Annotated in this window: 14 protein-coding genes; 6 read left to right on the forward strand and 8 right to left on the reverse strand. The window is 62.9% G+C overall.

Going from position 1 to position 14029, the window contains the following annotated elements; all coding sequences use genetic code 11:
• Position 1: 1 nt before the first annotated feature.
• A complete protein-coding gene (locus KUL93_RS01710) occupies positions 2-556 on the reverse strand; it encodes a hypothetical protein (RefSeq protein WP_217125401.1) in 555 nt (184 codons plus the stop codon).
• Complete coding sequence (locus KUL93_RS01715; protein WP_217125402.1) at positions 556-1524, reverse strand: UDP-glucuronic acid decarboxylase family protein; 969 nt, start codon at positions 1522-1524, stop codon at positions 556-558. Before KUL93_RS01715 ends, KUL93_RS01710 begins: the two co-directional genes overlap by 1 nt.
• Before the next feature lie 60 nt (positions 1525-1584).
• Here KUL93_RS01715 and thiL point away from each other — a divergent pair, with 60 nt between their 5' ends.
• Genes thiL through KUL93_RS01730 form a run of 3 tightly spaced genes read left to right on the forward strand, consistent with a single transcriptional unit; the run spans position 1585 to position 3798 of the window.
• A complete protein-coding gene (thiL, locus tag KUL93_RS01720; protein ID WP_217125403.1) occupies positions 1585-2643 on the forward strand; it encodes a thiamine-phosphate kinase in 1059 nt (352 codons plus the stop codon).
• Positions 2640-3158, forward strand: a complete 519-nt coding sequence (locus KUL93_RS01725) for a phosphatidylglycerophosphatase A family protein (protein WP_217125404.1) — start codon at positions 2640-2642, stop codon at positions 3156-3158. Before thiL ends, KUL93_RS01725 begins: the two co-directional genes overlap by 4 nt.
• A gap of 43 nt (positions 3159-3201) precedes the next feature.
• Positions 3202-3798, forward strand: a complete 597-nt coding sequence (locus KUL93_RS01730) for a CinA family protein (protein ID WP_217125405.1) — start codon at positions 3202-3204, stop codon at positions 3796-3798.
• Between the two features lie 26 nt (positions 3799-3824).
• On the opposite strand, the gene metH is transcribed toward KUL93_RS01730, so the two are convergent.
• Genes metH through KUL93_RS01760 form a run of 6 tightly spaced genes read right to left on the reverse strand, consistent with a single transcriptional unit; the run spans position 3825 to position 12181 of the window.
• Complete coding sequence (gene metH / locus KUL93_RS01735) at positions 3825-7637, reverse strand: methionine synthase (protein WP_217125406.1); 3813 nt, start codon at positions 7635-7637, stop codon at positions 3825-3827.
• Between the two features lie 37 nt (positions 7638-7674).
• A complete protein-coding gene (hemW, locus tag KUL93_RS01740) occupies positions 7675-8940 on the reverse strand; it encodes a radical SAM family heme chaperone HemW (protein ID WP_217125407.1) in 1266 nt (421 codons plus the stop codon).
• 14 nt (positions 8941-8954) lie between these two features.
• Complete coding sequence (gene rdgB / locus KUL93_RS01745; RefSeq protein WP_217125408.1) at positions 8955-9581, reverse strand: RdgB/HAM1 family non-canonical purine NTP pyrophosphatase; 627 nt, start codon at positions 9579-9581, stop codon at positions 8955-8957.
• Positions 9575-10333: a ribonuclease PH gene (gene rph, locus KUL93_RS01750; protein WP_217125409.1), complete on the reverse strand. Its 759-nt coding sequence runs from the start codon at positions 10331-10333 to the stop codon at positions 9575-9577. The genes rdgB and rph overlap by 7 nt, the downstream gene beginning before the upstream one ends.
• On the reverse strand, positions 10330-11247 hold the full coding sequence (locus KUL93_RS01755; protein ID WP_217125410.1) for a PP2C family protein-serine/threonine phosphatase: 918 nt from the start codon (positions 11245-11247) through the stop codon (positions 10330-10332). The genes rph and KUL93_RS01755 overlap by 4 nt, the downstream gene beginning before the upstream one ends.
• A 10-nt stretch (positions 11248-11257) precedes the next feature.
• Complete coding sequence (locus tag KUL93_RS01760; RefSeq protein ID WP_217125411.1) at positions 11258-12181, reverse strand: serine/threonine protein kinase; 924 nt, start codon at positions 12179-12181, stop codon at positions 11258-11260.
• A gap of 49 nt (positions 12182-12230) precedes the next feature.
• On the opposite strand from KUL93_RS01760, the gene KUL93_RS01765 reads away from it, so the two are divergent.
• Genes KUL93_RS01765 through rpoZ form a run of 3 tightly spaced genes read left to right on the forward strand, consistent with a single transcriptional unit; the run spans position 12231 to position 14013 of the window.
• The gene (locus KUL93_RS01765) at positions 12231-13097 is read left to right on the forward strand and encodes a YicC/YloC family endoribonuclease (RefSeq protein WP_217125412.1); all 867 of its coding nucleotides are present in this window, start codon (positions 12231-12233) and stop codon (positions 13095-13097) included.
• A gap of 44 nt (positions 13098-13141) precedes the next feature.
• Positions 13142-13786 carry a guanylate kinase gene (gene gmk, locus KUL93_RS01770; RefSeq protein WP_346731609.1) on the forward strand — a complete coding sequence of 215 codons (645 nt, stop codon included), beginning with the start codon at positions 13142-13144 and terminating at the stop codon, positions 13784-13786.
• An 11-nt stretch (positions 13787-13797) separates the two neighbouring features.
• A complete protein-coding gene (gene rpoZ, locus KUL93_RS01775) occupies positions 13798-14013 on the forward strand; it encodes a DNA-directed RNA polymerase subunit omega (protein ID WP_217125413.1) in 216 nt (71 codons plus the stop codon).
• The last annotated feature ends 16 nt before the right edge of the window (positions 14014-14029 follow it).

A 14029-nucleotide genomic window follows, 5' to 3' on the forward strand; every position in this document is an offset into this window, starting at 1 on the left:
CTCAATCTCCCAATTCGACAGGTTGGTAGGCCTGCTTCATCCGCACCCCGATGAGTTTCGCCTGGACGATATCCCCTTTGTAATTCATCACATTGATCGGAATCCGGTTGATCCCTTTCTGAATGGGGATACTGGTGCGCACCACACGGCTGGCTTCGATGAGATTTTTCAAACGATCGAAGTGACCGATGCGCACCATGATGTCGACTTCCGCGGTCTCGTATTGATACGGCGTGGCATCTTCGACGAAGACGATCACGAAGTTGGGCGGATCTTGCTGCCACTTCAGAATCTGAAACTTTTCCCGTTTGATGAACGCAGTGTCGTTGTAGCCCGTGGGGTGGTACGGTACGCGGGTCACGTCGTCGCCCTGTTCGTCATAAATGATGCGCGGAAAAAAGAGTCCGGTTTCCGGGACATCGAAAGGGGGCGCATCTTCCTCAGGCGGGCGGAATTCGTCTTCGACGAAAGCATCTGCGGGCTGACTCGCCCAAAAGAGTGCGAGAACCCCCCCGATCCAGAGACCTTTTTGCCACCGGTTGGATCCGTACCCCATCACCCAGTTCCTTCGCGCAACAACTGGTCGAAATAGTCGATCGTTTTCGCGAGACCCACTTCCAAAGGGACCGTAGGCGCCCACCCCAGGTGGGTTTTCGCCAGCGTAATATCAGGACACCGCTGCTTCGGGTCGTCCTGCGGTAGCGGACGGAAGACGATTTCGGACCGTGACCCTACCAGATCGCGGATGGTTTCTGCCAATTCCAAGATCGTGATTTCGTGTGGGTTGCCCAGATTGACCGGCCCAGTGAATTCCTTTGGTTGCGCCATCATCTTGAGCAAGCCCCCGACCAAGTCATCGACGTAACAGAGCGATCGCGTCTGCGATCCATCGCCATAGACGGTGATCGGCTCGCCTGTGAGCGCCGCGACGATGAAGTTGGAGACGACGCGCCCATCTTTGGGGTGCATGTTGGGACCATAGGTGTTGAAGATGCGCACGACTTTGATATCGACGCGATGCTCGCGATGGTAGTCGAAAAAGAGCGTTTCAGCGCACCGTTTCCCTTCGTCGTAGCAGGCGCGTGGCCCGATGGGGTTCACGCGCCCCCAGTAGTGTTCGGGTTGCGGATGGATTTCGGGGTCACCGTAGACTTCGCTGGTCGACGCCTGCAGGATCCGCGCGCGGGTGCGCCGCGCCAATTCCAGCATGTTGATCGTTCCAAGGACCGAAGTCTGCACCGTCGCCACCGGGTCGAACTGGTAATGGATCGGCGAAGCGGGGCACGCCAGATTGTAGATCTGATCCACTTGGACATAGAGGCGCTCATTGATATCGTGCCGTATGAATTCGAAACGGTAATCGTCCAAGAGCGCTTTGATGTTGCGTTTTTGTCCGGTGATGAAGTTGTCAACGCAGAGCACCTCATACCCTTCGGCCAACAACCGACGACAGAGGTGTGAGCCGATGAACCCCGCTCCGCCCGTCACCAATACCTTGTTGCCCTGTGGCAGTCCAAGTGACATGATCCACTCCACCTTTTGCTACCATTGTAACAATAACCGTTTCGGACAGCCAATTTTTTTATGGGAAAAATAGACGAATTTGCGCTGATCGCGCGCTTTTTCCGATCGTGCGCTCCGCCCGAGCCATCCATCTTGGGAATCGGCGACGATGCCGCGCTCCTGCCGTGCGCGTCTGCGCTGCGTGGAAATCGCGACGATGCCTCTGCGACGCTCGCGCTCACCACCGATACCCTCGTTGCGGGCAGCCACTTTTTGCCGGACTTCGCCCCGCAGGACCTGGGGTGGAAAGCGCTTGCGGTGAATCTCTCCGATCTTGCAGCGATGGGGGCAGAGCCGACGGCGTTCCTCCTTGCGCTGACGCTCCCGCGATACGATCCGGAATGGCTAGAAGGGTTTGCACGCGGCGTGCAAGCGTGCGCGCAGCGCTATGGTGTCGCGCTCATCGGAGGCGACACGACGCGAGGACCACTTGCGATCACGATCACCGCGCTCGGGGTGGTTCCGTGGCAAGCGGCGATTCGCCGTTCGACCGCTCAGGTTGGCGACGATCTGTGGGTGAGCGGCCAACCGGGCCGCGCCGCGTTGGGGCTTTCGGTGCGCACGGGACGCCTCTCAGGTGATCTGCCGGGGTGTTCCGAATGGATCGCTGCGCTGGAACGGCCGCAACCGCGCATCGCGCTTGGGCTTGCGCTGCGCGGCATCGCGACGGCGATGCTCGACATTTCCGACGGGCTGACGCAGGACGCGCACCATCTGGTGGAGACGCGACCCGAATTGACGCTCTGCGTGGAAGAGGCCGCATTGCCGCTGGCACCTTTGGTGGCCCAAGGCGCGCCTGCTGAAAAGGCATGGGCAGCGCTTTTGGGCGGCGGAGACGATTATGAGTTACTGTTTACTGCGAACCCGAGGCACCGAACAGCCGTCGCGGAAGCGGCACGACGCGCGGGTGTCTCCGTGCACCGCATCGGTTCGGTCGTGCCACGCTTCATCCCAGAGGCGTCGCCGCTGGTGCTTTTGCGGCGTGATGGCACCCGTACCACGCTACCTCCCCAAGGGTGGGACCCGTTCCGTGTCGCTGAGCCCTTGGATTTGGACATTCAACCGGAGTCTTTTTCGTGACACGCACATCCGTGCGCGCCCCGGCACACGCGCGTTCCCCAACGGCGCTGCTGTGGCACCCCGTCCATTTCCTGTCTCTCGGCTTGGGCAGCGGCCTTTCGCGTTGGGCACCCGGTACGATGGGCACTTTGGCGGGTTGGTTCCTGTGGCCACTGCTCGTCCATCAGCTCCCCATAGAATGGCTGCTTGCCTGGCTCATCGCATGCACGGGCTTTGGCGTCTGGGCATGCGGCGTCACAGCACACGCGCTGGGGGACAACGACCCAGAGGCCGTCGTCTGGGATGAGATCGTCGCGCTTTGGTGGGTTTTGCTTTTCACGCCCGCGAACTGGCTGGCCCAAGGGGCTGCGGTTGCGCTCTTTCGCCTCTTCGACATCACGAAGCCGTGGCCGATTCGCATGGTGGAACGCCGCGTCAAGGGGGGGTTGGGCATCATGATCGACGATCTGATCGCGGCGGTGATGACGCTCTTCGTGCTCGCCGTTGCGGTCCATTACGACGTGCTGCCGCGGTAAGCCATTTTCTGCGAAATGGCATTGCACACGAAAGGAAGAGACAATGCAGCAGTCCCGCATCGGACCAGCCAACGAGGCGCTCCCAGACGAAGAGACCTTAGACGATGCCCAGACCTACGATGCGGTGCACGACGTCCCGCCGCTTCTGTATGACCTTGCTGCGCGCGTCGGTCGCTTATTAGGCGAACGCGGTGAAACGCTCGCCACCGCCGAATCGTGCACCGGAGGTTTGATCGCCGCCGCGATCACCAGCGTCGCCGGTAGCTCTGCGTGGTTCGAAGCGGGGTTCGTTACCTACGCCAACCGGGCAAAGACGGCGCTGCTGGGCGTTTTGCCCGAGACGCTCGCCGCGCACGGCGCCGTTTCCGAGGCAACCGCTTGCGAAATGGCCAATGGCGCGCGCACGCGCGCTGCGACCACCTGGGCCGTGGCAGTTTCCGGTATCGCTGGCCCCAGCGGGGGAACGGCGCAGAAACCGGTGGGAACGGTCTGCTTTGCGTGGGCGGGGCCGAACGGGGTCACGGCAACGACCCGCCATTTCCGCGGCAACCGCGCAGCGGTGCGCATTCAGACGGTCATATGGGCGCTCGCAACGCTCCTCGAGATGCTTGCGCGCAGCGCACGACCACCCGAAGGGTAACGCGCCAACGCCTCGCTCAAGCCCATTCAGAGAATCGGCGCAAGCCACCGCTCGGCTTCGTCCACCGCCATCCCGGTGCGGCGCGCCCAATCGCGCAGTTGATCGTCGCCGATCTTGGGGATCGCGAAGTAACGCGCTTGGGGGTGGCTGAAGTAGAAGCCGGAGACGCTCGCGGCGGGATGCATCGCGAAACTTTCGGTGAGCGTCACGCCGATGCGCTGGGGTACCTCCAGCAGTGCGAACAGGTTGCGCTTCACCGTATGGTCGGGACAGGCCGGATACCCCGGTGCGGGCCGGATGCCGCGATACCGCTCGGCGATCAACTCGTCGTTGGTCAGGTGCTCATCCGGCGCGTACCCCCACTCCGTGCGCCGAATCCGCTCGTGCAACCACTCGGCGCACGCTTCGGCAAGGCGATCTGCGACCGCTTTGAGGAGAATCGCGTGATAATCGTCGTGCCGCTCGGCGTACGCCGCAAGAAGCGGCTCGATCCCAATCCCAGCGGTGACCGCGAACGCGCCGATCCAATCGGGCGTCCCCACAGGCGCGACGAAATCGGCCAGCGCGTAGTGGGGTTGGTCAGCCGGTCGCTCGTGCTGCTGCCGCAAGCCATGCCAGACCATGAGCGGCTCCCCCGCTTCCCGCCACGGCTGCGTGTTGGGGGGATAGATCGCGATATCCTCGGGCGCCACCCGCTGCGCCGGGAACAGGCCCCAAACCGCACGGGCCGTGAGTGTTCCACTGGTGCCGACCACACCATCCGCAAGCGGCACCACCCCCTGCGGCAAGAGGTTCTCTACCGCTTCGTGCCAATGCGGTGTGATGCCCTGGGAGGCCGGGTCCGCCGCAACCAGCGCGGCAACGAGCGCAACGGCGTCGCGAAAGACGGTGCGCGCCGACTCCCCAACGGTGGGATCGTCGAGAATCGCCGGAAACTTCCCCGAAAGGTCCCACGTCTGAAAAAAAGGGGCCCAGTCGATGTACCCAACGAGCGTCGCAAGGGGCACCGTTTCGGCAAAAATCCCTTCGCGCATGGGGCGCGGGGGGTGGTAGTGCGCCCAGTCGGTCGCAAAGGCGTTTTGCCGCGCCGCTTCGAGCGGAACGACCCGAAACCCCTGTTTCTGCGCATGGCGCGCGCGAATCTGGTCGTACTCGGCACGGACGTTCGCCAAATAGGCGCTGCTTTCTGGGGAAAGGAGCGCCGAGACCACCCCCACCGCGCGCGATGCGTCCGGCACCCAGACCACACCGGCATCGTAGTGCGGGGCGATCTTGACCGCGGTATGGGTTCGACTCGTCGTCGCGCCGCCGATCAAGAGCGGCACCTTGAACCCTTGGCGTTGCATCTCTTTCGCCACATGGGCCATCTCTTCGAGGGACGGGGTGATGAGCCCGGAAAGGCCGATCGCATCGGCCCCATGCGCTTTGGCCTCGGCCAAAATCTTTTCGCACGGCACCATCACGCCCAGGTCGATCACCTCGTAGCCATTACAGGCCAGCACGACGCTGACGATGTTCTTGCCGATGTCGTGCACGTCGCCCTTGACGGTGGCGATCACCACCTTCCCTTTCGCCGCGGTGTTGCCGCTCGCCGCTTTTTCCGCCTCGATATAGGGCAGCAGATGGGCCACAGCCATCTTCATCACGCGCGCCGACTTCACCACTTGCGGCAAGAACATCTTGCCCGCGCCGAAAAGGTCACCGACGACGTTCATCCCGTCCATCAGTGGGCCCTCGATCACCGCAAGCGGCCCTTTCCCTTGCTGCGCGAATTCGGCGCGCATCGCTTCGGTGTCTTCGACGACGAATTCGGTGATCCCTTTGACGAGCGCGTGCTTGAGCCGCTCCGCAACCGGCAAGTTGCGCCATTCGAGCGCCGTCTGCGCCGTCTGGCTCCCTTGCCCCTGCCCCCGTTCGGCAAGCGTTTGCGCAAACGCGATCAACCGCTCCGCGGCGTCGGGGCGTCGGCACAATAGTGCATCTTCGACCACCGCGCGCAGTTCCGGGTCGAGCGCGTCGTAGATGCCCAGTTGCCCCGCATTGACGATCCCCATCGTGAGCCCCGCAGCGATCGCATGGTAGAGGAAGACGGTGTGCATCGCTTCGCGAACGGTGTCGTTGCCGCGAAAGGCAAACGAGACGTTGGAGATCCCACCACTGGTTTTCGCCTCCGGCAGGTTTTCGTGAATCCAGCGTACCGCTTCGATGAAATCGAGCGCGTAGCGGTCGTGCTCCGGGATCCCGGTGGCGATCGCGAAGACGTTGGGGTCGATGATGATCTCGTGCGGCGGGAATCCGTCTGCGGTGAGCAGCCGATAGGCTCGTTCCGCGATTTCGATCTTGCGGGCAAAGGTATCGGCCTGCCCCGCTTCGTCGAAGCACATCACCACCACCGCAGCGCCCAGCCGCCGCGCTTCACGCGCTTGCGCAAGGAACGTCGCTTCGCCCTCTTTGAGTGAGATCGAATTGACGATCCCCTTTCCCTGCAGGCATTTCAACCCGGCAACGATCGCTTCCCACCGCGAGGAGTCGACCATCACGGGAACCCGAGCGATTTCCGGCTCCGCAGCCACCCGTTGCAAGAATCGGGTCATCGCGCTTGCGGCATCGAGCATCGCGTCGTCCATATTGACGTCGATCGCCTGCGCGCCCGCTTCGACCTGCTGCGCGGCAACCGCAAGCGCTTCGTCGTAGCGCTCCTCACGGATGAGGCGCGCGAATTTTTTCGACCCCGCGACGTTGGTCCGTTCCCCGACGTTGATGAAACCGGTGGTTGCATCGACGACGAGTGGTTCGAGCCCCGACAACACCAGCGTCTTGCTGGGGGCCGGGCGTTTGCGCGGCGGATAGCGCTTGGCCACCTCCGCCAACGCCGCGATGTGCTCCGGAGTCGTGCCACAGCAACCGCCGACCACGTTCACGAACCCTTCGGCAAGCCACCCTTCGACTTCGGCAGCGAGCATCTCCGGCGTTTCGTCGTAACCGGTCGGCGCCAACGGGTTGGGCAGCCCCGCGTTGGGGTGGGCCGAAACGAAGGTGTCGCACACCCGCGCGATCGTTTCGATGTGCGGCCGCAATTCGCGCGCACCGAGTGCACAGTTGAACCCGAAGGTGAGCGGGCGGGCGTGCGCAAGGCTCGCCCAAAACGCCTCCGGCGTCTGTCCTGAAAGGGTGCGCCCAGCGGCGTCGGTGATCGTCCCGGAGATCATGATCGGAAGCCGCTGGCCGCGTTCGGCAAAGAGCCGTTCGAGCGCGAAGACCGCTGCTTTGGCGTTGAGCGTATCGAAGACCGTTTCGATGAGGATGAGGTCCGCGCCGCCGTCGATGAGGCCGCGCGCCGCGTCGAAATAGTCGTCGGCGAGCGCGTCGAAGGTGATCGCGCGGTAACCGGGGTCGTTCACGTCGGGTGACAGGGAAAGGGTTTTCGACGTGGGGCCCAGCACCCCGGCGACGAAACGCGGTTTTTCCGGGGTTTTCGCCGTATATTCATCGGCAAGGCGGCGCGCGATCGCCGCCCCTTCGCGGTTCAATTCGTACGCGAGCGCTTCCAACCCGTAGTCGCTTTGCGACACGCGCGTGCTGTTGAAGGTGTTGGTCTCGATGATGTCCGCGCCTGCGTCGAGGTAGGCGCGGTGAATCGCAGCGATCGCGTCGGGCTGGGTAAGCGTCAGAAGGTCGTTGTTGCCTTTGAGCTCAGTGGGGTGATCGGCAAAGCGTGTTCCACGAAAATCGGCTTCGTCGAAGCGGTACCGCTGAATCATCGTCCCCATCGCGCCGTCCAAAAGCAGCACGCGGGTTTCGAGTAACGCGGTCAATTCGGCGGTTCGGTCGGGTTGCATCGCTATTTCCGTCAAAGAGGCTCCGTTGGGGAACCGATTAGCATACCATAGGGTCCAGGAACGCTTCGAGGACGGTGTTGAGGTAACGCCAACCAAGTGGCGTGCACGCCAGACGCGCCGCATCGTCCACCACCCAGCCACGCGCAGCGAGCCGCTCCCAGGTGTCTGCGATCGCCGCGAATGGCAACCCGGTCCGTTCGGTAAAAAGCGGGCGCGGCACCCCTTCGGCCAGGCGCAGCGCGTTCATCAGGAACTCGAACGGCAACGCGTCTGCCTGCACCCAATGTGCCGCAGCGGTATAGGGGTTGGTCACGGACGAGGTGTCCAAGCCCTGGACACGGTCTGGGCGGTTCCTATGCTGCCCTGCCGAAAGGTAATCGTTGGGATGCGCGCGCTTGCGGGTTCGCAGAATGCCCGAACCGGGAAACGAAATCTTGCCATGCGCGCCCGGCCCAATCCCAAGGTAATCACCAAAGGTCCAATAGTTGAGGTTGTGGCGCGCGCGGTGGTCGGGCTTAGCAAAAGCGCTCACTTCGTAGCGCGAGAACCCAGCGCCTGCCAACACCGCATGAACCGCCGCTTCGATCGCCCCCAAACGCGTCTCGTCCGGCAGGCCAGCCGGTGGCGCTGCGGCAAACGGGGTGTTGGGTTCGATCGTCAGCTCATACGCCGAAACGTGCGCGACACCAAGGGCGAGCAACCGCATCACCTCCGCTTCCGCTCCTTGCGGGGTCTGTCCCGGCCAGCCGTAGATCAGATCGGCATTGACGCGCGGGAATACCTCGAGCGCAGCGGCAACAGTCCGTTCCGCCGTGGGAGCGTCATGGATGCGCCCTAATTCGGCGAGCCCCACGGGATCGAGGCTCTGCACCCCGATCGACACCCGGTTCACCCCGGCGTCGCGCCACGCCGACAAGGCTGCGATTTCGGTGGCCCCCGGATTGGCTTCGAGCGTCACCTCGGCGTTTGCGGCAACGGAAAGCGTAGCGCGCACGTGCTGCAAAATCGCCGCGATGGCATCGGGTGACAGCAGACTGGGTGTGCCGCCACCGAAAAAGATCGAGGTAACAGTGCGGCCGGAAACGAGCGCCGCCTCGTGTGCCAGATCTTCGGCGAGTGCCGCCACAAAAGCCCGTTCTGGCAACGCGCCTCGTTGCGGGTGGGAGTTGAAATCGCAATAGGGGCACTTGCGCACACACCAAGGGACATGGATATAAACGGCTAGGGGCGGGGGCTTACTCGGTGCCGGGTAGGATTCCCGTTCGTTTGGCGGAGTGACCGGGTACGCGTCGGGCTTTGTCACGATGCGCAGGGACCTTACGAGCGCACGGTAACAGTCGGAAGCGCCGCAGACAGTTCGGGCCACGCCGCCACGAGTCGCGCAACAGCGCGCGCACGGTGGCTACGACGGTTTTTCTCGTCGCGCGTGAGTTCCGCAGCGGTTTGGTTCGACTCCGGGTCGATAAAGAGCGGATCGTAACCAAACCCGTTCGTGCCTCGGGGCGCTTCAGCGATCGTCCCCCACCACCGCCCTTCGGCGACGAACGGGGTAGGATCGTCACCGTGCACGACGAAAACCAGGCAGGCGTAAAAGTAGGCACGGCGCGCTTCCCCTTCAAGCGCTGCCATTTCGGCCAGCAATTTGTCGTTGTTGCGCGCGTCCGATTTCGGTTCTCCCGCGTAGCGCGCCGACAGCACCCCAGGGGCGCCACCCAACGCTGGAACGACCAATCCGGAGTCGTCGGCCAACGCGGGCAACCCAGTCAGGCGCGCGGCATGCCGCGCTTTGGCGAGCGCGTTCTCCAGGAACGTGCCGTACGGCTCGCTTGCCGCGGGCACCGCGAAAGCGCCCTGGGGCCGCACCGTCACCTCGAGCGGTGCAAGCAGAGCCTCGAATTCAGCGAGTTTGCCGCGATTGTCACTCGCGAGTACCACGGTCACCATCTTCCACACTCCTCGGCCAGCGCTACGCCAGCAGCCTGCAACGCAGCCCGTTGCGCAGCGATAAGCCCCTCAATCCCGTGTTCGGCAAGGGTCAGCAGCTGCATGAACTCGGCACGCGACACCCCTTGCCCTTCTGCCGTACCCTGGATTTCGATGAGTTCCTGACGCCCGTTCATCACCACGTTCATATCGAACGTACAGCGGGAGTCTTCCTCATACGCCAGGTCGAGCAGCGGCACGCCCGCAACGACCCCAACCGAGACCGCGGCGATCTGCGCCACCAAGGGTGAAGCGGGCACCAGCGCATCGCGCACCAGACGGTCACATGCGAGCGCCAACGCCACCCAGCCCCCGGTGATCGCCGCGCAGCGGGTCCCGCCATCGGCTTGCAACACGTCGCAATCCAGAATGATCTGCCGCGGCCCCAGGCGGTCGAGATCGACCGCCATTCGCAGGCTCCGCCCAATCAACCGTTGAATCTCTTGGGTACGCCCGCTTTGTTTGCCGCGTACCGCTTCGCGCTCACTGCGGGTGTGCGTCGCGCGCGGCAACATCCCATACTCCGCGGTGACCCAACCGCCGCCGCTCTCTTTGCGATGCGGCGGCACGCGCGCCTCGACGCTTGCCGTGCACAGCACTCGGGTATTGCCCAGCGCGATCAACGCCGAACCTTCGGCATAAGGCGCGACCCCTGGGGTAATGGTGACAGGCCGTAACACATCGGCAGCGCGGCCATCGACACGCTCGCTCATCGGTTCCTCCGGAATTTTTCGATCGTTTCGTTGATCTCCTGAATTGCCCGATCGACTTCGTCGTCGGACAACACGAGATCGCTCGGCACCGCGTCGTCCATCTCGGAAAAAATCGAGGTCACCACCCCCGCGGTGGTCTCGGTGAATACCGCATCGAGCGATTCGTGCGCGGTTTCCAGCCACCGCATCGTCAAGAGCGTCACATTGTCGGAATGGCCCATCGCGCGGGTCACCGCCTCTTCGACCAGCGCTTTGGTTGCCCACTCCAGGTTGGGCACAGAGAGGCGCTTCGCGATCTCTTCGTCGTCCACTTGCCCCCACAACCCGTCGGAGCAGAGGGCGACGACATCGTTGTGCTGCAACGTGACGCGCCGCGTGAATTCGACCCGCGGCACCTCTTCACCGCCGATCGACGCCAGCAGCCGGTTGCGCGACGGGTGGTACCGCAGATCCGCTTCGGTCAAGAGCCCTTGCTGCAGTAAGAGCTGCGCTTGGGAGTGGTCGGTCGTGCGCAGCGTCACCCGCCCGTTACGCAGATGGTAGAGGCGCGAATCACCGACGTGGGCGATCCACAGCTGCCCATTTTGCACCAACGCGGCAACCAGCGTTGTCCTCGGTTGCTGATCGCTACCGGCGCGATCGCCGGCAACGAGCGCATTCACCGCGAAATGGGCTTCGATGAAGGCATGGGCGAGAAAAGTCGCGGGGTCGTCCACCGTGGGCTTTGCCGCAAGCGAGAAGGCTTTGGCCAAAACCTGTACCGCGACCTCTGCGGCACGGTCACCCGAGACATGCCCGCCCATTCCATCGGCGACCATCATGAGGAGTGCGTCGCGGGAATAAGCATAACCAGCCCGGTCTTCGTTTTTGCGGCGATCGCCCACCGAGGTCGCCTGGAAAATGGCAAACCGCATCCTCTTTCCCCTATTCGCCGCCCACCACGAGCGTACTCGTTCGCGTCAATTGGTAGGTACTTTCAGCGATCCGTTTATAGACTTGATAGGCGCTCTGCGGCCGGTTCGCGGCATCGAGCGCCAAAAGTTGCGCGGTCAATTCCAAAAGCTCTTCGCTGTAAATCCCTTTGAGTTCAGCCAATTTACGCGGCACCGGATCCGATTCCTGACGATCCTCGGCGCGCGGCGGCGAACTGCCCGTCATGCACGCATAGACGATTCCCCCTATTGCGTAGAGATCGGTCCACGGGCCGATCGCCTCCTTATTTGCAGCGAGCTGCTCTGGCGGCGCGTACCCCGGCGTGAACATCGTCCGCACCCAAGCGATCTCGTGCGCGATCCCTTGCCGCGCCGAACCGAAATCGATCAGTACCGGATCTCCCCCCTGGCGCAACAAAATATTGGCGGGCTTGAGGTCGAGGTGGAGCAGTTTGTGCGCATGAATCTCTCGCAACGCTTTGAGCAGCCGAATGAGCAGCATGCGAATAAACGTCTCACGCAATCGCCCGCGCTTTCGGCGGATGTAGTCGTGCAAACTCGCCCCTTCCTCGAACGCCATCGCCAGATAGACCGTCTCAAACGCGCGAAAGAGGCTATAGACCCGCACGATGTTGGGATGCCCGATCTGCCCGAGCGTCCGCCCCTCGTCGAAAAAACATTTCAAACCGAAATAAAACGCCTTTTCTTTTCCCGGCAAAACGGTCAACTCGACCTCTTTGGCGTGGCGCACCACCATCTCGTGCGGGAAAAACTCCTTGAGCGCATAGGTCTGCCCATCTTTCCCCGTTACGCGGTAGACGAACGAAAAGCCCCCGCGCGCCACGAGCGATTGGATCCGGTACCCCTCCACCAACCACCCGACGGGCAACGGAACGTTCGACGCATTTTCAGCCATGGTGGGCAGCGTGTACAATTCCCATCATCGCATTATAACGAGCCAACCGATGATCCACAGCATGACCGCGTTTGCGGCAAAGCGCATCGCGCTTGGCCACGGCTTCGAAGCCGCGTGGGAGCTCAGAAGCGTCAACAATCGCTTCCTCGACCTCTCCGTTCGCCTCCCCGACCCGTGGCGGCCGTTGGAGCCGGAATTGCGCCAGCGCCTTGCCGAACGAATCAAACGGGGCAAAGTCGAAGTGCGTCTGCAGCTTCAATGCTCTGCGGCAAGCACCCCGCCTGCGGTCGCTCCCGAAGCATTGGCAGCCTTAGCGCAATTGCAAGCAACCATTCGCGAACACTTTCCCGACGCGCCGCCACTCTCTGTCGCCGAAATCGCGCAATGGCCCGGGGTGCTCTCAGGTGATGCCGACGACACCGAAGCCCAACGTGCGGCGCTCCTTGCCGCGTTCGACGCCACAGTGGACGAACTCATCGCCCACCGCGCCCGTGAAGGGGCGCAATTGGCTGCAGCGCTCGAAACGCGCGCCCAGCAACTCCGCGAATGGGTCCGCGAAGCGCGCCGTCTCGCCCCCGAAGCGCACGCCCGCTACGCCGCGCAACTCTCTGCAGCGCTTGCCCAGATCACCACGCCCGAGACCGAGGATCGCATCCGCCAAGAGGTAGCACTCTACGCCCAGAAAGTCGACGTCGCCGAAGAGCTCGATCGCTTGGACGCCCACCTCGACGAACTCGCCCATACGCTTACCCGCGACGGCCCCGTCGGGAAACGGCTCGACTTCTTGATGCAGGAGTTCCACCGCGAAGCCAACACCCTCTCGGCGAAAGCAGCACACCCGGACCTCACCCGCATCGCGCTGGAAATGAAGGTATTGATCGAACAGATGCGCGAACAGGTGCAAAATATCGAGTGACCCCGTAGCGTCAGCATCCCAGTCACGCGCAAAGGAACGCGACCGTGAACCCAACCATCCACTTCGCCGGCACCCTCTTCGTAGTCAGCGCACCATCCGGAGCGGGCAAAACCACCCTCGTCCACCGCCTGATCGCGTCCGACCCGCATCTTCGTCTCTCGATCTCCTATACCACGCGCGCCCCGCGCCCTGGCGAGCAAAACGGCGTTCACTACCACTTCGTCTCCCCGGCGCAATTCCGCACGATGGTCGAAAACGGCGCCTTTCTCGAATGGGCCGAAGTGCATGGCAACTGCTACGGCACCGCGCGCGCGTGGGTCGAAGCGGAACTGGCCGCCGGCCGCGACGTATTGCTCGAAATCGATTGGCAAGGCGCCCGGCAGATCAAAGCGCGTTTTCCCGCCTGCGTCACGATCTTCATCCTTCCCCCCTCGTTTGCCGAACTGGAAGCGCGGCTGCGCAAACGGGCTTCGGACTCGGACGCGGTGATCGCCAAACGGCTTGCGAACGCCCATGAGGAACTTCGCCACGTCCATGAGTTCGAATATGCTATCATCAACGATCACTTGGACGTTGCAACCCAAGAACTCATCGCGGTCGTGACCGCCGAACGGTGCCGTACTGCCAAACAGGCCGCACGGCATCGGAAACTTTTCTCGGAAATTGCCGCATTGTCCCCAACGCATTGAGGAACCCGAAGATGGCACGCATCACTGCAGACGACTGTCTCAAAAAGATCCCCAACCGCTTCGAAATGACGCTCGCCGCCGCAACGCGGGCGCGGCAGTTGAGCCTGGGCGCGGAACCACTGATTCCGCTCAAACCCAACAGCAAAGACAAACCCACCGTGATCGCACTGCGGGAAATCGCCGCGGGTGCGGTGGGCGTAGAGATCCTGGAAAAACGCAACACCTGATCCGCAACCGGGAAGC

The organism is Hydrogenophilus thiooxidans (assembly GCF_019049855.1).
GTDB lineage: Bacteria > Pseudomonadota > Gammaproteobacteria > Burkholderiales > Rhodocyclaceae > Hydrogenophilus > Hydrogenophilus thiooxidans.